Origin of the sequence: Paenibacillus sp. LK1 (genome assembly GCF_002750415.1) — a bacterium.
Classification (GTDB): Bacteria; Bacillota; Bacilli; order Paenibacillales; family Paenibacillaceae; genus Paenibacillus; species Paenibacillus taichungensis.
The window spans coordinates 224,617-243,954 of sequence record NZ_PEII01000003.1 but is presented as its reverse complement, the minus strand read 5'-3'; the positions used below and the strand labels follow the sequence as shown (position 1 = coordinate 243,954).

Sequence of the window (19,338 nt, the reverse complement as noted above, 5' to 3'; positions counted from 1 at the left end):
AATTGCATTATTATTTAGAGCATTTTTATCGAAATGACGTACTCAGTTAAGCCGATATGCCCTTACCAAGCATAAGCGTTCGGAGCATGTCCTCCCGGACCTGGGAAGATTTCATCCAAACGTTTGAGGACAGCTTCATCCAAAGTAACATCCAAACATTTGAGCGCAGTTTCAAACTGCTCTAGTGTACGCGGACCAATAATGGGTGCGGTAACTGCCGGATTGGCAGCAACCCAAGCCAAAGCTATGGTATCCTGTGGTTCGCCGAGTTCGCGGCAAAGTGCTGCGAATTGTTCCAATTGAGTTTGATGGGACTCAATCCGTTCAGCAATGCCACCACTGCGTGTACCTTCCAGCTTCTGGAGAGCATTGCGTCCAAGTAACCCACCGTCAAGCGGACTCCATGGAATAACGCCAAGGCCCAGTTCTTTCGCTGCGGGCAGCACTTCGAGCTCAGGCAAACGGCAGTTAAGACTGTATTTATGCTGCTCGGATACAAGACCGAGGAAGTGGCGATTTTTGGCTTCACTTTGGGCAACGGCAATCTGCCAGCCAGCAAAGTTACTTGAACCTACGTAACCAATTTTGCCTTGATGAACAGCGTTCTCAAACGCGCCCCAAAGCTCGTCCCATGAGATGGCGGGATCAACGTGGTGCATCTGGTACAGTTCAACATGATCAGTTTGCAGGCGGCGGAGGGAACCCTCCAGATGTCGTCTGATTTTGTATGCGGAGAGACCTGCATCATTGTTTGGACCGTCCGTATCATCATGCATGGAGCCATAAACTTTGGTTGCAAGAACGACTTTTTCTCGTCTGCCGCCGCCTTGTTTAAACCATCGTCCAATGATCTCCTCGGTGAGACCTGAATTTTCGCCCCAGCCGTAAATGTTAGCGGTATCAAAAAAGTTCACACCGGCATCGAGTGCCGCATCCATGATGCGGAATGCCTCTTTTTCGTCTGTCGCAGGACCAAAGTTCATCGTGCCGAGACAGATCCGGCTGACTTTAAGACCTGATTTTCCCAAGTACGTGTATTGCATGATTGCAATCCCTCCTGAGTTACCTGAATTTGTCTTCAGGCTTTATTTTAACTCAGTCAGAGGTACAGAACAACCAATCTTAAACCGCTTATAGGTAAAAACTATTAAAGTCATAGATTGTATATCTTGGTCAAATGACCTCCGAATATGATACAAAAGAGAGAGTTAAAAATGACACGTTAATCATTGAAGTGAATAACCGAATGAATGGATATAAGGAGTGGACAACCCATGGCAGACGTGAAAAAAATTGCAGTTATCGCAGGTGACGGAATTGGTCCTGAAGTTGTAGCGGAGGCAGAGAAAGTTCTCAAACGTACGGAGGAAGTGTTCGGATACCGTTTTGAGACAGAGCATGCGTTGTTTGGTGGAATCGCTATTGATGAAAAAGGTACACCACTTCCAGAAGAAACACTGACAGTATGTAAGAGTGCAGATGCTGTGCTTCTCGGAGCCGTTGGTGGTCCAAAATGGGACAACAACAGTAAGGAATTGCGTCCGGAAACAGGCTTGCTTGGCATTCGCAAAGCGCTCGGATTGTTCTCAAATCTGCGTCCGGCAGTGGTATTTGATTGCTTGAAGGATGCTTCCACCTTGAAACCTGAAGTGCTGGAAGGTACGGATCTGATGGTCGTGCGTGAGTTGACTGGTGGAATCTACTTTGGTGAAAAGTTCAGACGTGAAGGTGCACAAGGCGAAGAAGCAGTAGATACATGCGTATATAATGTAACCGAAGTGGAGCGCATTGTTCGTCAGGCATTTGTAATTGCCCAAGGACGTAGCAAAAGATTGGCTTCAGTAGATAAAGCCAACGTGCTGGAAACTTCCCGTCTTTGGAGAGAAGTTGTTAACCGTGTAGCACCGGAATATCCGGATGTTGAAGTGGAACATGTACTTGTAGACAACTGTGCAATGCAGTTGCTGCGTCGTCCATCCAGCTTTGATGTTATCGTGACTGAAAATATGTTCGGAGATATCCTTAGTGATGAAGCAGCGATGCTGACAGGTTCAATCGGCATGCTCGCATCTGCATCACTGGGTGAAGGCAGTTTTGGTCTGTATGAGCCAGTGCACGGTTCAGCGCCGGATATCGCAGGTCAAGGACTGGCGAATCCGATCGCAACGATCCTTTCGTTGGCATTGATGTTCCGTACAACCTTTGGTTATGCAGAAGGTGCTGACGCAATTGAAGCAGCTGTGTCTGATGTGCTGAATGCGGGCCATCGTACAAGCGATATCGCTGTAGACAAGAGCAAAGCGATCAGTACGACGGAAATGGGCGATCTGATCGTCGCGGCAATTCAGAAACAGGCTTAATAATAGTAAGAACAGTACAGCCCTTTGCTCCGATCCGGAATTGCAGAGGGCTGTTCCTTTATGATTTTTTGCCACGAAAAATCCTTATTTATAATTATTATAATAAAACAACGATTATAATCTTGACTTTGAGAAGTCCGGATGATAACATTTTACTTGTACTTGTTATCAAGTAACAAACCCATTTTAATTACAGGAAAAGCGTTCTCGTTTTTCTTGATGATGAGCATTCAAACTTGAGTGCTTACATAATCCCAAAGGAGGAATTGTTAGTTATGGCAGAACGTTTGGTTGGTAGACCCGCACCGGATTTTGCAATGGAAACAGTATCGGGAGATGGACAAGACTTTGGTTCCGTAAAACTGTCCGATTATCGTGGCAAATGGCTCGTATTTTTCTTTTATCCTTTGGATTTCACTTTTGTGTGCCCAACTGAAATTACAGCTTTGAGTGATGCTGCTGAGCAATTCAAAGCTTTGGATACTGAAGTTCTTGGCGTGAGCGTTGACTCCGTACACAGCCACAAAGCTTGGATCAACACACCTAAAGACAGCAATGGTCTTGGTCAATTGAACTTCCCACTTGCTTCCGACATCACGAAACAAGTTGCTAAAGATTATGGCATTCTGATCGAAGAAGAAGGCGTTGCACTGCGCGGCTTGTTCATCATCGATCCAGAAGGCGAATTGAAATACCAAGTCGTTAACCACAATGATGTAGGCCGTAGTGTTGAAGAAACACTTCGTGTACTGCAAGCTTTGCAATCCGGTGGATTGTGTGCAATGAACTGGAAACCAGGCGACAACAACCTGTAAGCCTGATTGAACTTGAACGTTTATTGTTCAAGCCCTCATCCCTCATGGGATTGAGGGCTTTTTGCACCCTTTTGCGAGAATATAAGGCCTAAAGGGAGAAAAGTGTTTAAACAGGGACGTAAACGTGGTAATGATGTAATAGAAGAAAGCCTTCATTTTATCTCTGGAAAGAGGAATCGAAGGGCCTTAAGGCGAATAGGGTATGGAAACCCGGTAAATATTCCGGTGCTCTGCATTTATAATTTGTACATGAATGTGATACACTGATGGAACTATTCCTTTTTCGGAAGTGCTTGAAGTGTACGGGACTGCAATCCATTATAAAGTCTCGGCACGTTATAAGGAGGGTGAACAAAAATGAGTTACTGTTGTGGGGCAAGTATGGTGGGAACAAAGGGCACGCTGAAGCATTACCGCACCCAGGTTCATAATGTTCCCCTGCTGTTTTGTCCGGTGTGTCACCGGGTAGAAGTGCATTATAAAGTGGAAAATGAATATGAAATTTTGGCTGAATATGCGCATGGAGATGGTGCGTCGGAGATTGATTTTCAAGATTACGTGACGGAAGATGAAGATGCGATTTTTGAAAATTGCGTGAATCGTGAAAGCGAAGATGCTATGGTCATTGTGCAGCGTCAGATCGACATGTCTCTGGATCTACTTCGTCTTGCCAAGGAAATGAAGGATGAGAAGTGGGAAAGTGAACTCAAGCGTCGCTTAGCCGTCATGAGTCAGCGCAGACTCAAAATTCAGCATAACAAGAGTGGACTATAGATTGAATTTAATTATTTAAAATTTAAACTATACAAACGGAGCTTATTCGCTAATCGAGCGAAAAAGCTTCGTTTTTGTTGTATATAGAAACTAATTCACGGTTTTTCTTAAAATAATTTCCATTCGACACTTTCTCCGATTGACTCCCTTCTATAAACTTGTCTATGATAAAAACAGACTTGCAAAAGAGGCGGAGCAAAAAATGTTCGTGTTTGGGAATAGGAGAAGGTTAGAATGGAACAGACGTATAATGTTTTCCGGATCGACTCTTGGTTACCCGGAATAGACCAGCTTGGGTTCCGGACATGCCATCCATATTTTCGGCTCAGCCCCCTAATGAAAGGGCACCGGTAATGAAAAATAAAATCGGCCCTTCCTGTTTCTGTGATGATATGATGTCCGAATGGCAAGTTTATCATTTACGTGAAAAGGAGGAACCTGACATGATTAGTGAATTTCAGGATACAGTGCCTCGACCAACGAATGGATTCCCGCCTGTACATCTGGATAACAACAAGTATGAGAATGTCCTGGAGCATCTGGATAGCGGTATAATGTTGTTTGACAGTAATGGTGTATTGACGTTTATTAACGTTCAAATGGCAAAATTGTTGGAGCTTCCTAGGAGTCTATTGAGCGGCTGCACCCTGATGCAGATGCTGCATCATCCACAGATGAGCCGATTCAAGAAAAAGAAAATTTTACGCATCTATCGGGAAACTATCTTTCATCGTAAGCGCTATCATGAATTGATTGACGAGTATGGCAGGCATTGGCTGGTTACAGTAACGTACGGGGATCAGATGGATGGGGACTTCCTTTTCAGTGTGAAGGATGTCTCCGATTATAAACAGATTGAGCAGACCGCTTATCAAAATGACAAACTTGCAATGTTGGGGCGGATTTCGGCATCGATTGCCCATGAAATTCGCAATCCTTTGACGGCTATCCGCGGATTTATCCAGTTGCTTCGTCCTCATTTGCTGCAATTGGGGAAAGACGAGTACGCTCGAATCATTCTAACGGAGATTGACAGGGCGAACGACATTATCTACGAATTTCTGAATTCCTCGAAACCGTCAGCTCCTCAGAAGACCATTATGTCTGTTAACTCTTTGCTCAAAGAGGTGGTCTTGCTGACAGAAAGCGAAGGATTAATGAAGGGGTGCGAGATAACCCTGGATGAAGCAGAAGTCCCGTTAAATGTGTCCATTGATGTCAAACAGATTAAGCAGGTAATTTTGAATATGGTTAAAAACGCAATGGATGCCATCGAGGATGTGGGCGAAGAGCATACTGGCTTGATTCAGATTTCCACGGGAACCGAGAACAAGTATGTGCAGATCTCTATTGCTGATAATGGACAGGGGATGGACCACAACACCCTTGTGCGCCTGTTTGACCCGTTTTTCACCACCAAGGAGAGCGGAACAGGACTGGGGCTTTCCGTGAGTTATCGCATTATCAAAAATCACGGAGGCAACATCTCTGTGGATAGCAAAAAAGGGGAAGGCACCCGGTTCATCATCATGCTTCCCTTAGTGTAAAGATAGAGTTATGCGAACAGGAATTGGCCTACCCGCCGATTCCTGTTGTTTTTTGTTGGGACGATTAGGGTTATAGTTAGAATGAATGCGAATACATAGCTCAATTTACGGGAGGAAGAACCAATTATGAATATCCAGGGAATGGAACAAATGAACAAACAGCTAATGGACCATGTAGGGAAGATCATTGTGGGCAAAGACCATACGATTGAGCTTGTGATGACAGCAATCATTGCCTCAGGGCATGTCCTGCTGGAGGACGTACCTGGTACGGGGAAAACCATGTTGGCCAAATCAGTAGCCTCTTCACTGGATTGTACCTTCCAGCGTATTCAGTTCACACCGGATCTGTTGCCATCTGATTTGACGGGTATTCATTTTTTCAATCAAAAAGAAGGTGACTTTGAATTCAGACCTGGCCCCCTGTTTGCCAACCTGGTGCTGGCAGATGAGATTAATCGGGCTACACCGCGTACCCAGTCCAGTTTGCTGGAGTGTATGGAGGAACGGCAGATTAGTATTGATGGTTCGACCAGACAGCTGGAACGGCCATTTATCGTCATTGCCACCCAAAACCCGGTAGATAACCAGGGAACTTTTCCATTACCCGAGGCACAGATGGATCGTTTCATGATGAAGATTCGAATGGGCTATCCAAGCAGTGAAGAAAGTGTGGAAATTCTGAGACGTACGGTAGCGAGCCGATCTGTTGCCGATCTGTCCGCTATCATTAGTCGCGAGCAGCTGCTTGAGGCACAGAGCGCCTATACATCGGTCCAAATTGACGAAGATCTATTGCGATATATTATCCGTCTGACAGAAGCGACTAGGCAGCATCCCGAGCTTTCACTGGGCGTAAGTCCACGAGGAGCTCAGGCGTTGCTCAAGGCAAGTCAGGCCTGGGCTGCTTTACATGGCAGAGACTTCGTTCTCCCTGATGATATTAAAATATTGGCGGAGCCCGTGTTAGCCCATCGGCTTGTATTCCGCAACCGAGTGAGACAACAAGAGGGCTTGGCGGAGCGTATTATTCAGGAACTTCTGAGCCAGACTGAAGTGCCGACGGAGCATTTTGCTACAGGCAGCGGGCGATAACATATGGCATTACTATGGCTAGTCATTGTCGGAGGCATTGTTATTGGAGTACACGGCATATGGTTCGGCCGTCCGGCTTTACGCAAGCTGAAGTACACCAGAGAATTCAGCAAAATGCGTTGTTATGCTGGGGATGAGCTGGAGATGGTTGAGACGATTGCGAATGAAAAACGAATATCGGTTCCATGGCTCAGACTTGAAGCTATGATGCCAGTTTCATTTGTGTTTCGTTCGGGCTCAGGCATGGATATCAGTCAGGGAGATATTTATCAGAATCATAAAAGTATCTTCACTTTGAAACCGTTTACCCGTATTACGCGCAAGCATCCTTTTGTATGCAGTAGACGTGGGATCTACATGTTAAACACCGTAACCATGACCGGAGGGGACTTGTTCGGCCTTTGGCGTACCTCGAAGCCTATTCCCGTTCATCTGTCCATGGTCGTATATCCTTCACTTGTTCATGCGGAGGATCTGCCTGCGATCTATCAAGTATGGCAAGGTGAGGTTGAGGTATCCCGTTGGATTGTTGAAGATCCTTTTCTGATTCTCGGGGTACGACCGTATGGTGCGGGTGATCCGATGAACCGTATTCATTGGAAAGCGAGTGCACGCACAGGAGAATTGCAGGTTTATAAGCAGGGATGGACTGCGGACCCTCAATCCTGGATTGTGGTTAACATTCAGGAGTCGGCGGACATGTGGAGTGTCGTTACCCGCCCGGAGATGATCGAACGGGCACTTCGTTATGCAGCAACAGCAGCGGTAGATGCAATTGGAAGAGGGTTACCTGCGGGATTTGCTCATAATGGCTATCGTGTGAGTGGAGGGCGCGATCCATTGCGGATTGAGCCGGATTACGGTAGTCCTCATCTGGAAATGTTACTGGAAGCTATGGCAGAGACGGAGCTGAAATGCATGGTTCCCATGGAGCAGTTCCTGAGTGATGAAGTAGAACGGAATGAAGAAGCTCAGCAGGTTCGCAGTTATCTCTTAATTACGTCCTATGTATCTCCAGCTATGGAACATGAAATTGCGCGTTTGCATGAGCAAGGCCACCGTGTGACCATACTCCCCGTAGAGGGCGGGAAAAGCGATTTCAAGGCGGTGAGTGCATGAATGAGACCAACAACAACAATACCAAGGGAAAAGTACTTATATCCATGTCGGCCGTTCTATTGATTGGGGTATATTTTTATCCGCTATTAACGCTTACTTCTCTCTATGGAACGGGTCATTTTCCATACACATTAATGGCTATCTTTGTTATTGCTGGCTGGTTAGGTCAGTGGGTACAGCACAGGTTACCAACCATCAGTGAAAAGAACACGTTTATTCGATGGGGTGCAGCGTTGCTTTTGGGGTTATTGATCTCATTGGTAATTGCATTAGTGTGGGCGTTTCCTTTACCTGAGTTGCTGACGGCAGTTGTATGGGGAGTTATATCAGCCTATATTGGGTTGAATTTTCAACCTGCCTTCCGTTCGATTTTGATTTGGCGCTTGCAAATTTGGGGTGTTGCCAGTGCAATTGTGCTCAGTGGGGCGGCCAATGGAATTGAATTCATGCAGCCTCTGCTTGCTTACACCGGCACCATATATGCAGCGGGAGTAATCAGTTTTGTTGGTTGGTTGGTAGGTCAATACAGTGTGCAGCTGGATCGTGCGATATTAAATGATGGCTCAAAAAGAATTGTGTTACGTGAGTTTGCCCGGGCGAATCACCAGCGTCTGTTATGGATGCTGATTGTGATCGCTGGAATTGGTGCTTTTCCCAGTCTTGTTGCCTGGCTAGGACCACTGCGTGACCGTCTGCTTGCATGGATCAGAGGTTTAATAGGCTCGAGTTCCAATCAGGAGCCGCCGAATACGCCTACAGCTCCAAATGAACCGCCAATGATATCTGAAGGAATGGAACCGGCAGGGGAGCCCTCTATTTTCTGGGATATCCTGGGGTGGGTCGTCATGGGGGCTGTCGCAGTTGTGATCTTGTGGCTTATCCTGCGTTTGGGTCAGAAGGCGATAAACAAACTTATGGAGCGTTTCAAAGGGCTGCTGCAGCCCGGTCAGAAGAAGGCAGAGCCTCGGACGGAGTATGTGGACATTAGCGAAACGTTAGAGGCGCCTGCAAAAACGCGCAAATCCTGGTTCCGCAAGAAGGAGTCGCTACCCTCACATGATGACGAACGTGTTCGATTTTATTATCGGAAGTGGATCGACAGAGCTGCACACCGGGGAATCGATATACAGGGTGCACATACGCCACTGGAGGCTGCAGAGACGATTGTTCAGCATGGGGCCAGAGAAGATGATCAGAAGCTCTCTGCTATGCTACCAGATACCTATAACGCTGTGCGCTATGGGAAGAAATCTCCAGACGATTCCGAGATGAGTGAGATTGATCGGATATGGAAATCTTATCGAAGTAAATAAGTCGGGAATCCCTTTACTTTTCTTGTTACGTTCAAGTATCATGAGAGGAATACACAAGTTGGTCAGAAAAGGAGCAGACATTAATGAAGACAAATCATTGCAAAATAGTAGATTGTACAATCCGTGATGGTGGATTGGTAAATAACTGGGACTTTAGCGTGGACTTTGTTCAACAGCTCTATGCTGGATTGAATGAAGCCGGCGTTGATTATATGGAAATTGGATACAAAAACTCACCTAAGCTCTTGAAAGGTGCAGAAGAAGCAGGTCCATGGCGTTTTCTGAATGATGATTTCCTGCGCAAAGTAATTCCGCAAAAAGGAAATACCAAACTGTCTGCACTCGTTGACGTTGGACGTGTGGACGAGAATGACATTCTGCCGCGCAGCGAAAGCATGCTGGATCTGATCCGTGTAGCTTGCTACAGCAAAGATGTAGACAAGGCACTTGCTCTGGTTCAAACATTCCACGATCGTGGATATGAAACAACGCTGAACATTATGGCATTGTCTAATGTTATGGAAAATGAACTGTTGGAAGCTTTTGAACTGATCAAGGAAAGCTCTGTGGATGTTGTATACATAGTAGACTCCTATGGAAGCCTGGATCATAACGATGTGAAATATCTGGTGGAGAAGTTCAAGACTCATCTGCCGAACAAACGTCTTGGCGTTCACACACACAATAACATGCAACTGGCGTTCTCGAACTCGTTGGTAGCAGCTGAGCTTGGTGTTGAACTGCTGGATGCTTCCGTATACGGTATGGGACGTGCTGCAGGAAACTGTCCTACTGAACTGCTCGTTGCTCATTTGAAAGGAACAAAATACAACCTGCGTCCAGTACTTGGTGTATTGGAGCAATTGATGGTGCCTCTCCGTGAAAAAGAAGAGTGGGGTTACATTTTGCCTTATATGATTACAGGTACCTTGGACGAGCATCCTCGCTCGGCGATGGCACTGCGTTCGTCGGAAGACAAAGATAAGGTTGTTGATTTCTATGATAAATTGACAACACCAGAAGTTAATTTTGACAAATAAGCTTGTTGCATAATTCTTGAAATTGACTTCAAGTCAACAAGAGAAGGGATCTAATACGTCTATAACTTTAGCGCATTAGCGTTTTAAGTCGAAAAGTACACATATGGCGAAAATTAGTCTGAAATACAGTTGCAAACTAAAGAAACATGGACTCCAATGGGGAGTTCATGTTTTTTTAGTTCTTATTGCCTTGTTTTTCTACATATCTATGAATAAATATTCCTAGGAATGCTCATTTTTTTTGTTCACGTCTGCGGAAATAAATGTTATTATGTACCAGATAGCATGTTTTCACATGTGAATTGAACGTTGATAGAGATGAAAATGTCGAATATTGTAACAAATTAGATTTATATCGTTAAGGTTATTTCAGGATAGGCGATCCCGGGAAGGAAAAAACACGGCATGAAGGCTAATCAGCAAGATCAGAGAAAAATAGGTTGGGTCGCAATAGGCGGCTTATTGTGTTTCCTCGCAAGTCAATGGTTTCGTTCCTCCGCAAGCTCTGATCTGATCATATCGGGTTACCCGGTTTTGACACTCTTGGGTGGCTTCGCTGCAGCAGCGGCCTGTATCGGCATTTATAATCAAAGCTGGTTATTTCAGACTCAAAGACTGACCCTCCGTAGGGTCCTCATGACTACGTTATTTTTATTGATTGGTTTGTTTGAGTTGGTTCACATCGTTTCTTTTGCCGAAGAAATGCCAAATGGGGCGATGGTGGAATCGGAATTCTCGTTGAAGATGATTTCGCTTGGATCTCTTGTTTGTGCGGCAGGTTTGCTGTTCATATATGCAGTCAACGAGAGGGAAATTGCGTTACCACGCAAATTTTTAATTTTCAGTGGAACACTCGGTATTTTTGTTGTTTTGTATACAGTTGCAATTCAGGAATGGGCTATACTGCCGAACTTGTTGGAGGGGAATGTGCTTGGTGGCATGTTTACCCGAATTCATTTTCTGATCGGAATGCTGTATGGCGTGACTGCGGTCGTGTTATTCGTTCAATGGAAAAAAGGAAAAGATGGTGATCTGCCTACCATTCTTTGTGCAATCCTTTGTTTTTTCTTTGGGGAATGTTACTTTGTCTCTGCTACGAAGATTAATGATCTCAATCTGTTGCTAGGTCTGTTAAGCGATTGTTTGGGCTATTTCTTCATCCAGAAGGGACTGTATTCGTCTGTGGTAGATACGCCTTTCCTGAAACAGCAGGTGGCGGAAGCGAAAATGAACTTTATTGCTCACCATGATGATGTGACAGGGCTGCCGAATCGCCGTCGTCTTTCTCAGCGACTGAAAGTGATGATGAATGCAGCTATGGTAGAGGAGCAGCTTGTCGGTGTCTTGGTATTGAATATCAACCGGTTCAAAACGATTAATGATTCATTAGGCCAACAAGCGGCTAACCGTGTGCTTCGTCAGGTAGGACAGCGTCTGCAGCATTCTTCGCTCCCGGGAGAGGAAGTGTTCGGACTAGGAAGAGACGAGTTCGTATTGACAATGACAGACTTCTGCACAACAGATACGGCGTTGCGGCGGACAAGATCGATCTTACAACTGTTCGAAAAACCTGTAACGGTGGATGGGAACGAGTATCATCTTACGTTGGGTATTGGTATGGCGATATTCCCGCATGACGGAGACACACCGGAAGAGATCATCCAGAATGCGGATACGGCGCTGCATAATGCCAAAGAGCAAGGAATAGAGCTAAACCGATATGCCCATGCGATGCAGATGAAAGCCCAGGAGCGTTTGCAGCTTGAGAATGATTTGCGCAAAGCATTGGATCGTGGGCAGTTCTATCTTGTGTATCAGCCGCAGGTTAATCTGGCGAGTGGGTTGATTGTGGGTATGGAGGCTTTGGTGCGTTGGCAGCATCCGCTGAGAGGCTCAGTATCCCCTGGGGAATTTATTCCTCTTGCTGAGGAGAGCGGGCTGATCGTGCCGCTGGGAGAATGGGTATTGCGTGAGGCCTGTGCACAGAACAAACGCTGGCAAGAAGCAGGTTATCGCAAGCTTTGTGTGTCGGTTAACCTGTCCATGAGACAATTCAGGCATTCCCATCTGCTGGACAACATCAGCGGTATTCTCAAAGAGACAGGCTTGGAACCTGTGTGGCTTGAACTCGAGATTACGGAGAGCATGACGTTTGACAAGGATCGTGCGTTTGAGCAGTTGCGCAAGATTAAGGAAATTGGTGTGCACATTAGTATTGATGATTTTGGCACCGGGTACAGTTCACTGCACTATTTGAAAGATCTTCCGATTGACCGCCTCAAGATTGACCGTTCCTTTGTCAATGAAGTGATGGAGGACAGCAATAACGCGGCAATTGTGTCGACCATTACGTCGATGGCTCATCACCTGCAGTTGAAAGTGACTGCTGAGGGCGTTGAAAATGAGGACCAGCTTTCATTTCTTCGTGATCAGCATTGTCATGAGGCTCAAGGGTACTTTTTCAGCAAACCGATTGTGGCAGCCGATTTTGAAAAAAAGTTTTTGAGAGATGTGGATAAACCCACGGGGTAAGGATAGACAGGGGCGTGGACACGCTTCTGTCTTGTTTTGTTTCGAAAGGATAGAGGGAAAATGGTAAAAAGAAGTTGCAAGCGTTGGATGATCATGGTATATTAATTTTGTAAAATTCATGTTAATGTTCCTCGGAACTTGACGGGACGTAGCTCAGCTTGGTAGAGCACCTGGTTTGGGACCAGGGGGTCGCATGTTCAAATCGTGTCGTCCCGATCGTCATTCGCGCGGGTGTAGTTCAATGGTAGAACTTTAGCCTTCCAAGCTAATAGCGTGGGTTCGATTCCCATCACCCGCTTAACTAATGTAACACCTGAAATCCTTGTGAAAACAAGGTTTTTTTCTTTTTCTAGAAGTTAGTTAGTGTATTTTAAGTCATGTTTGAGTGAGAATATCATGGCGCTGAATTGAAAACCTTTGCTTTTTCCCCATCATCTGGTACAATAACGGAGAAATTGATACTACACATGAATGAGAGGTAACCATACGTCCCATGAAGTAAAACACATGAATTCAACCCCAGTAACTGCAGAGAGTTTATGACGCAGTCAGCCAAAAAGCGGCTGAGCAATGAGGGGATTCGTGTGTCCAAATTCAGCTATGGGATCAGGTATGGAAACAGGCAGGCTGTTCTGGCTTAGCTTGTGTATACCCTTTTAAGGGTTCTTTGTTCATACCGTGGGGTATCTTATGCTTGTTTTTTGACGCTTTATCCAATCCTGAATTGCCAGACCGCCGGCTGATGCCAGCGGTTTTTTTATTTTGAATTGCAGGAAGGATGAGGCCTCATGATGACAATGGTACGCCTACATGAAGTATCGAAAGAGTGGAACGGGAATGAGTTGTTTGCAGGATTAAATCTTGAAATAAATGAAGGTGAGCGGCTCGCCATTCTAGGTCGCAACGGCTGTGGCAAGACCACCTTATTAAGCATCATTCTTGGAGAAGAAGAGGGTGGCGGACGCATCGAACGTCACATTCCGCAGCAGGAGTGGGGTTTCATGCGCCAGCGCTCATTGATCAAGCCTGAGATGAATGTGCTTGATGCTGTCCGACAGGAAAGTGGACGGATTTACGAGGTGAAGCGGGACCTGGAATTACTGGAACAACGGATGAGCAACAGTGGAGCGGCAGATGAGCAGCGGCTGCTCGAAGCTTATACGATAGCGATGGAGCAATATGAGCAATTGAACGGGTATATGTGGGAGACTGAGGTAGAGAAGGTACTGACGCGTCTGGGGTTATCGTCGGAACATTGGAATCGGCCGTATCATTCTTTGAGTGGTGGGCAAAAAACGAAGGCCCGTCTCGCAGGATTACTGGTCAGTAAACCCAAATTTCTGATTTTGGATGAACCGACGAATCATCTGGATGAAGAGAGCATGCGCTGGCTTGAAGAATGGCTTTCGGCCTATGCTGGAACATTGTTGTTTGTTTCTCATGACCGGACTTTTATTGATCAGGTCGCAACGGGTGTCATTGAGTTTAGTCCGGATGCACTGACCAAATATAAAGGCGGTTACACGGATTACAAAGGCCATAAGGAACGCGAATTACGTGAGCAGGAAGCAACCTATCGCAAGCAGGAGCTGGAACGGAAAGCGCTAGAAGAGACGATCCGCAATTATCAGCAGTGGTTTCATCAGGCTCATAATTCAGCAAGCGATGTGGAAGTGAAAATAACTCAGAGCTTTTACAAAGCGAAAGCCAACAAGAACATTTCCCGCTACCATGCCAAGCAAAAGCAACTGGAGCGCCTGGAGAAAGAACGCGTGGATAAACCCCGCGAAACTGCAAAATTGAACATGGAGCTGCAAGTGAACACGCTGGCTGCCCGCCAACTCCTTGCACTGGAAGACGTTAGCTTTGCTTATCCGGGGAGCCCGACATTGCTTCACCATATCCGGATTGCTGTCGAACGTGGAGATCGTCTTGCCGTACGTGGTTCGAATGGCACAGGCAAGACGACATTGCTCAAACTGATGATTGGAGAGCTGGAACCATCCCAGGGCAAAGTGACACGACATCCACAACTGAAGATCGGTTATTTTTCGCAAGAGCTTGAGGGGTTACCGGAAAGTGAGATACTACTGGATAGTTTGCTCAGTCTTCCATCCATGACACAAAGTGCTGCACGTACCATTCTCGGATGCTTTTTGTTCTCAAGAGATGATGTGTTCAAGCGTATTGGGGATCTAAGCATGGGAGAGAAGTGCAGAGTTGCATTCCTACGGTTGTATTTCGGAGGATCTAACGTGCTGGTGCTGGATGAACCGACCAATTATCTGGATATTGACACACAGGAAGTGATGGAGAATATATTGAAGCAGGCATCCGGAGCACTGGTGCTCGTATCCCATGACCGCATGTTGACCAAAGTACTCGCCAGCCGCTTGCTTGATTTAGAACCCGGCGGGAAGGCTACACTGTATGAAGGTGGAGTGGAGGATTGGGAGCAATCCATTAAATTGCGAGAGTCCGCCCTTGAGGTTCGGGAGTCAGATGATGAACGGTTGCGGCTTGAAATGCGTTTATCCGAGTTATTATCTCCTATGAACAGTGCGGGCAATGATGTGTTGACTAAGCCTGATGATGTAATTGAACGGGCGGCTGAAGTTGCCGAGGTTCGCGAAATTCAGCGTCGTTTGAAACAGTTGCACGAGCTGCGAAAACATAAGTAATCTATTGATGAAGCTTATGCTGTTTTACTTTTTGGCTTAACGTTTGAACATGTGGCTTTACGGCTTGCTATTTCGAGCGATTTTGCATATAATAATGGACGATCATCAGTAAATTTGAAGGTTTATCTGACATGTAAACGTGATGATGGAGACAAGTAAGCAGTGCCTCTGTACAGGGAGGAAGCGCCGTAGATTGAGAGCGCTTCTGTAGAACAAGGCTGCTGAAATTCACTCCGGAGCGGTTCCCTGAACCAAATCTTGCGATACATCGCAAGAGTCAGTAGGGGGTAACGGTTAACGGTCGTTATTCCGTATAGAGTGAGGCAAACATGTTGCAGGCCGGAAGGGCCGGGCAGTACTGAATGTCTAACAAGGGTGGTACCACGGTCTTTTCGTCCCTTCAGGGGAGAGAAGGCCTTTTTTTGTTGCATTTAACCACATAAAGGGGGCATTTACACATGAAAGAACGTTTGGAAGCATTAAAGATCGAAGCGCTGGAGCAACTGTCTGGCGTGAACGATCCACAGACGCTGAGTGATCTGCGTGTAAAGTATTTGGGGAAAAAGGGTGCATTAACCGAGATTTTGCGCGGCATGGGTGCGCTTAGTGCAGAGGAACGTCCGGTGATTGGTCAGGTTGCCAATGATGTTCGCGGCGCGATTGAAGAAGTCATTGATAGCAAGCAGGAGCAGTTCCAGAAGGAAGAGACGGCGAAACGTCTGCAATCCGAAAAAATTGATGTGACCCTGCCAGGACGTCGCGGACGTCAAGGCGGACTGCACCCACTGACCAAAGTGGTACAGGAAATTGAAGATATTTTCATCGGTATGGGATACCGCGTAGCGGAAGGTCCTGAGGTTGAAATGGATTATTACAACTTCGAAGCACTGAACCTGCCGAAGAACCACCCGGCGCGTGATATGCAGGATTCTTTCTATGTAACAGAAGACCTGTTGATGCGTACGCATACGTCTCCGGTTCAGGTTCGCACGATGCAAAGCATGAAAGGTGAAGTGCCTGTTAAAGTCATCTGTCCGGGTAAAGTATACCGTCGGGACGATGATGATGCGACGCATTCGTTCCAGTTCAATCAGGTTGAAGGTTTGGTTATTAGCGAGAACATTCGCATGAGTGACCTGAAAGGTACCTTGCTGCAATTCGTACGCGAAATGTTCGGTTCACACACCGAGATTCGTCTGCGTCCAAGCTTCTTCCCGTTCACAGAGCCAAGTGCTGAAGTGGATGTGACTTGTGTGCAATGTGGTGGCAGTGGCTGCCGTGTATGTAAACAGACAGGTTGGCTTGAGATTTTGGGCGGCGGTATGGTTCACCCGAAAGTACTCGAGATGGGCGGTTATGATCCGGAGAAATACAGTGGGTTTGCATTCGGAATGGGCGTAGAACGTATCGCCATGCTGAAATATGGCATTGATGACATTCGTCATTTCTACAACAGTGATATGGCGTTCCTGAAACAATTCGGACGACTGTAATTACCGAAGTAGCATACAGGGCGAACGCCCGTCATTTGCAATACCAATTCATAGATTAGGAAGTGAACGTCCATGAGAGTATCGACAGATTGGCTGTCTGATTATATCGCGCTGGAAGGCGTGGAACCGCAGGAGTTGGCAGAGAAATTCACCCGTGCGGGGATTGAGATTGATGTAGTGGAGAACCGGAACCAGGGCGTAAACAAAGTGGTTGTTGGTTACGTGAAGAGTAAGGAGAAACACCCTGACGCTGATAAGCTGAATGTATGTGTGATTGATGCTGGACAGGAAGAAGATCTGCAAATCGTATGTGGTGCGAAAAATGTGGATGCCGGTCAAAAGGTAGTCGTTGCCCTGGTAGGAGCGAAGCTCCCTGGTGGACTCGATATCAAAAAAGCCAAGCTGCGCGGCGTTGTATCCCTTGGCATGATCTGCTCTGCGAAAGAACTGGGCATGAACGACAAGTTGCTGCCGAAGGACCAACAGGAAGGCATTCTCGTATTGCCGGCACAAACGGAAATTGGCACACCAATCAGCCAAGTGCTTGGTCTCGACGATCATGTTCTTGAACTGGACCTGACACCGAACCGCTCCGACTGTTTGAGCATGCTGGGTGCTGCTTATGAAGTAGGTGCAATTCTCGGTCGTGAAGTGAAACTGCCTGATCCAACTCAAAAGTTGGTGGAAATCGGTGATGCGGCTGCGAATCATATCTCGGTTGAGATTACGGCTGGCGAACAATGCAGTCATTATGCAGCTCGCTATGTAACTGGGATCAAGCTGGGAGCTTCCCCGCAGTGGATGCAAAACCGTTTGATGGCCGCTGGCATCCGTCCGATCAATAATATCGTTGACATCACGAACTATGTCATGCTGGAATACGGACAGCCGCTGCATGCTTTTGATGCAGATAAGCTGGAGAAGGGCCACATTGAAGTGCGAATGGCCAAAGAAGGCGAAACGATCGTGACGTTGGATAGCCAAGAGCGCAAGCTGGAGCCGCATATGCTGCTCATTACGGATGGCGTAAAACCGGTAGCCATCGCAGGTGTTATGGGTGGCGAGAATTCCGAGGTAACGGAAACTACAGTGAATCTGTTGCTGGAATCCGCCAAGTTCGACGGTGGAACCGTTCGGAAAACGTCGCGCCAACTGGGGCTGCGTTCCGAAGCAAGCATGCGTTTTGAGAAAGAAGTCGATCCGGCTGCTGTCATTACGGCATTGAACCGTGCGGCTGAATTGATCCAGCGTTATGCGGAAGGCGAAGTTCATCAAGGGATCGTGGAAGCTGGAACAGCCGCAGCGGATAAACATGTTGTGCAGCTGTCGCTGGATAAACTGAATCGCTATCTGGGAACTGAGTTGTCCCTGCTTGAAGTGAAAACCATTTTCGCTCGTTTGCACTTTGCGTGTGGTGATGCGCAGCAGGGCTTGCTTGATGTTGAAGTGCCTAGCCGCAGAGGGGATATTACACTTGATGTGGATCTGTTTGAAGAGATTGCTCGTCTGTACGGATACGACAATATTCCAACTACTTTGATCGAAGGACCAACAACACCGGGTGCATATACACGTTCGCAAGCAATGCGTCGTACCATTCGTGGCCTGTTTGCAGGTAGTGGCTGGCAGGAAATGATCAGCTATTCATTCGTACACCCAGATAAAGTATCTTTGTTCCCTGCTCTAACAGAAGGTAGTAAAGCCGTGAAGTTGGCTATGCCAATGAGTGAGGACCGCAGCGTGCTTCGTAAGAGCATCTTGCCTCAAATGCTGGATGCAACGGTGTATAACATGAACCGCAAACATGATTCACTAGCTGTATTTGAAGTAGGCAGTGTGTTCTTCACTGAAGAAGAAAAGCTGACGAAGCAACCGCATGAGATTCCGGTTCTGAGCTTGTTGCTTACCGGAAATCGTGCATCCCAGCAGTGGAATGTGGGAGCAGAGAAAGTGGACTTCTTCGATCTGAAAGGTGCACTTGAGAACCTGTTCGCCTATGTGGGCCTGGAGCAGCGCATTCGCCTGGTAGCAAACAGCCCAGAAGGCTTCCATCCTGGTCGTTCCGCATCGGTATACCTTGAAGCAAAAGATGGCGGAGAGAGCAAACTGATTGGTACGATGGGTCAATTGCATCCTGAACTGCAACAGCAATATGATTTGAACGATGTATATCTCGCAGAGATCGGGCTTGAAGCGATCTATAGTGAAGCGGATGCGGATATCCGTTATCGTGAGCTTCCACGATTCCCGGCAGTTGAGCGAGATATCGCGGTTGTTGTGAGTAAAGATATCGAAGCTGGGGATATGCTGCGTTCGATTCGTGAATCTGCTGGCGAACTGTTGCAAACTGTACAGGTATTCGACGTGTTCACAGGCAGCAAGTTAGGTGAAGACAAGAAGAGCGTAGCGATGGCTCTCGTTTATCGCAACCGTGAACGCACATTGACGGATGAGGAAATTACTGAGGTTCATGCTCGTGTTGTTGCTCGTCTGGAGGAGCAATTTGGAGCCGAATTGCGTAAATAGAACATAAGTCAATTTTTTGAACAAAGATTAGCAGGAATTGCTT

The 19,338-nt window shown here is 46.7% G+C and carries 13 protein-coding genes and 2 tRNA genes; 14 read left to right on the top strand and 1 reads right to left on the bottom strand.

The genetic code is table 11. The features are described 5' to 3' along the window. Positions 1–62 precede the first annotated feature (62 nt). A complete protein-coding gene (locus CS562_RS08050) occupies positions 63–1,043 on the bottom strand; it encodes an aldo/keto reductase (protein ID WP_076289930.1) in 981 nt (326 codons plus the stop codon). Between the two features lie 231 nt (positions 1,044–1,274). Here CS562_RS08050 and leuB point away from each other — a divergent pair, with 231 nt between their 5' ends. The 14 genes from leuB to pheT all read left to right on the top strand — a co-directional run bounded on the left by leuB (position 1,275) and on the right by pheT (position 19,295). Next, positions 1,275–2,360 (top strand): 3-isopropylmalate dehydrogenase, encoded by a 1,086-nt coding sequence (gene leuB / locus CS562_RS08045; protein WP_024628321.1) that lies wholly within the window; start codon positions 1,275–1,277, stop codon positions 2,358–2,360. A gap of 275 nt (positions 2,361–2,635) precedes the next feature. Then, positions 2,636–3,175, top strand: a complete 540-nt coding sequence (locus CS562_RS08040) for a peroxiredoxin (RefSeq protein WP_024628322.1) — start codon at positions 2,636–2,638, stop codon at positions 3,173–3,175. A 357-nt stretch (positions 3,176–3,532) separates the two neighbouring features. Next, complete coding sequence (locus CS562_RS08035; RefSeq protein WP_024628323.1) at positions 3,533–3,949, top strand: hypothetical protein; 417 nt, start codon at positions 3,533–3,535, stop codon at positions 3,947–3,949. A gap of 443 nt (positions 3,950–4,392) precedes the next feature. Further along, the gene (locus tag CS562_RS08030) at positions 4,393–5,496 is read left to right on the top strand and encodes an ATP-binding protein (RefSeq protein WP_076289929.1); all 1,104 of its coding nucleotides are present in this window, start codon (positions 4,393–4,395) and stop codon (positions 5,494–5,496) included. 126 nt (positions 5,497–5,622) lie between these two features. Continuing rightward, the gene (locus CS562_RS08025; protein ID WP_099854870.1) at positions 5,623–6,591 is read left to right on the top strand and encodes an AAA family ATPase; all 969 of its coding nucleotides are present in this window, start codon (positions 5,623–5,625) and stop codon (positions 6,589–6,591) included. A gap of 3 nt (positions 6,592–6,594) precedes the next feature. Further along, entirely contained in the window at positions 6,595–7,710 is a 1,116-nt protein-coding gene (locus CS562_RS08020) for a DUF58 domain-containing protein (protein ID WP_076289927.1), read from the top strand. After that, the gene (locus CS562_RS08015; RefSeq protein WP_099854868.1) at positions 7,707–9,023 is read left to right on the top strand and encodes a DUF4129 domain-containing protein; all 1,317 of its coding nucleotides are present in this window, start codon (positions 7,707–7,709) and stop codon (positions 9,021–9,023) included. The genes CS562_RS08020 and CS562_RS08015 overlap by 4 nt, the downstream gene beginning before the upstream one ends. Before the next feature lie 83 nt (positions 9,024–9,106). Further along, positions 9,107–10,063 carry an aldolase catalytic domain-containing protein gene (locus CS562_RS08010; RefSeq protein WP_063564204.1) on the top strand — a complete coding sequence of 319 codons (957 nt, stop codon included), beginning with the start codon at positions 9,107–9,109 and terminating at the stop codon, positions 10,061–10,063. A gap of 405 nt (positions 10,064–10,468) precedes the next feature. Beyond that, complete coding sequence (locus CS562_RS08005; protein ID WP_099854866.1) at positions 10,469–12,595, top strand: bifunctional diguanylate cyclase/phosphodiesterase; 2,127 nt, start codon at positions 10,469–10,471, stop codon at positions 12,593–12,595. A 142-nt stretch (positions 12,596–12,737) separates the two neighbouring features. Beyond that, a tRNA-Pro gene (locus tag CS562_RS08000) sits at positions 12,738–12,811 on the top strand. Positions 12,812–12,822: 11 nt separating this feature from the next. Then, a tRNA-Gly gene (locus CS562_RS07995) sits at positions 12,823–12,893 on the top strand. A 490-nt stretch (positions 12,894–13,383) separates the two neighbouring features. Continuing rightward, the gene (abc-f, locus tag CS562_RS07990; protein WP_099854864.1) at positions 13,384–15,276 is read left to right on the top strand and encodes a ribosomal protection-like ABC-F family protein; all 1,893 of its coding nucleotides are present in this window, start codon (positions 13,384–13,386) and stop codon (positions 15,274–15,276) included. A gap of 458 nt (positions 15,277–15,734) precedes the next feature. After that, on the top strand, positions 15,735–16,769 hold the full coding sequence (gene pheS / locus CS562_RS07985) for a phenylalanine--tRNA ligase subunit alpha (RefSeq protein WP_024628331.1): 1,035 nt from the start codon (positions 15,735–15,737) through the stop codon (positions 16,767–16,769). Between the two features lie 72 nt (positions 16,770–16,841). Next, entirely contained in the window at positions 16,842–19,295 is a 2,454-nt protein-coding gene (gene pheT, locus CS562_RS07980) for a phenylalanine--tRNA ligase subunit beta (RefSeq protein ID WP_099854862.1), read from the top strand. Positions 19,296–19,338 lie beyond the last annotated feature (43 nt).

What these genes read in the sequence shown, in the direction of transcription:
- CS562_RS08050 (WP_076289930.1), bottom strand. Translation starts at nt 1,043, where the DNA reads ATGCAATACACGTACTTGGGAAAATCAGGTCTTAAAGTCAGCCGGATC.
- leuB (WP_024628321.1), top strand. Translation starts at nt 1,275, where the DNA reads ATGGCAGACGTGAAAAAAATTGCAGTTATCGCAGGTGACGGAATTGGT.
- CS562_RS08040 (WP_024628322.1), top strand. Translation starts at nt 2,636, where the DNA reads ATGGCAGAACGTTTGGTTGGTAGACCCGCACCGGATTTTGCAATGGAA.
- CS562_RS08035 (WP_024628323.1), top strand. Translation starts at nt 3,533, where the DNA reads ATGAGTTACTGTTGTGGGGCAAGTATGGTGGGAACAAAGGGCACGCTG.
- CS562_RS08030 (WP_076289929.1), top strand. Translation starts at nt 4,393, where the DNA reads ATGATTAGTGAATTTCAGGATACAGTGCCTCGACCAACGAATGGATTC.
- CS562_RS08025 (WP_099854870.1), top strand. Translation starts at nt 5,623, where the DNA reads ATGAATATCCAGGGAATGGAACAAATGAACAAACAGCTAATGGACCAT.
- CS562_RS08020 (WP_076289927.1), top strand. Translation starts at nt 6,595, where the DNA reads ATGGCATTACTATGGCTAGTCATTGTCGGAGGCATTGTTATTGGAGTA.
- CS562_RS08015 (WP_099854868.1), top strand. Translation starts at nt 7,707, where the DNA reads ATGAATGAGACCAACAACAACAATACCAAGGGAAAAGTACTTATATCC.
- CS562_RS08010 (WP_063564204.1), top strand. Translation starts at nt 9,107, where the DNA reads ATGAAGACAAATCATTGCAAAATAGTAGATTGTACAATCCGTGATGGT.
- CS562_RS08005 (WP_099854866.1), top strand. Translation starts at nt 10,469, where the DNA reads ATGAAGGCTAATCAGCAAGATCAGAGAAAAATAGGTTGGGTCGCAATA.
- abc-f (WP_099854864.1), top strand. Translation starts at nt 13,384, where the DNA reads ATGATGACAATGGTACGCCTACATGAAGTATCGAAAGAGTGGAACGGG.
- pheS (WP_024628331.1), top strand. Translation starts at nt 15,735, where the DNA reads ATGAAAGAACGTTTGGAAGCATTAAAGATCGAAGCGCTGGAGCAACTG.
- pheT (WP_099854862.1), top strand. Translation starts at nt 16,842, where the DNA reads ATGAGAGTATCGACAGATTGGCTGTCTGATTATATCGCGCTGGAAGGC.